At 55.2% G+C, this 442-nt stretch carries 2 pseudogenes; both read right to left on the bottom strand.

What is annotated here, in order from left to right:
- Positions 1–263: pseudogene (locus ACU8YC_RS27820) on the bottom strand (autoinducer 2 ABC transporter permease LsrD); the annotation flags it as partial.
- A pseudogene (locus ACU8YC_RS27815) lies at positions 263–442 on the bottom strand (autoinducer 2 ABC transporter permease LsrC); the annotation flags it as partial. The pseudogenes ACU8YC_RS27820 and ACU8YC_RS27815, both read right to left, overlap by 1 nt.

Genomic DNA, 442 nt, shown 5'->3' with positions numbered 1-442 from the left:
AACGGTACACCACCCTGGAGCATCACGCCCAGGGCGATAGCGCACAGCCCCATCGTAGAGCCAAAAGAGATATCGATCCCGCAGCTGACGATCACCATGGTAAAGGGGAGGGCAACAATACCAATGCAGATAAAGGCGCTGGTGCTGAACTGCAGTACGTTCAGATCCAGCAGTCGAGGGTTCAGAGCGCCAATTCCCAGAATTTCAATCACCAGTAGCGCGGCGAGCGCCAGTTCCCAGCCGTAACGATGTAAACGAGTCATCAGGCAACCTCACGTTTTTTAGCGGTGCGCACAGTATCCGCGGCGCTATTTGTCGACGGACACGGCTGATGCTGCGGAGTGAAGCGGGCATATTTTTGTTGGCGGATATTACGTTCCAGCGAGCAGAGCATTCGGCCGGCAAATACCAGCACCGCCATCAGGAGCAGACCTGCAATAAA

This window comes from Citrobacter sp. VF227 (genome assembly GCF_052950715.1).
This window is presented reverse-complemented; position numbering and strand designations above follow the sequence as displayed.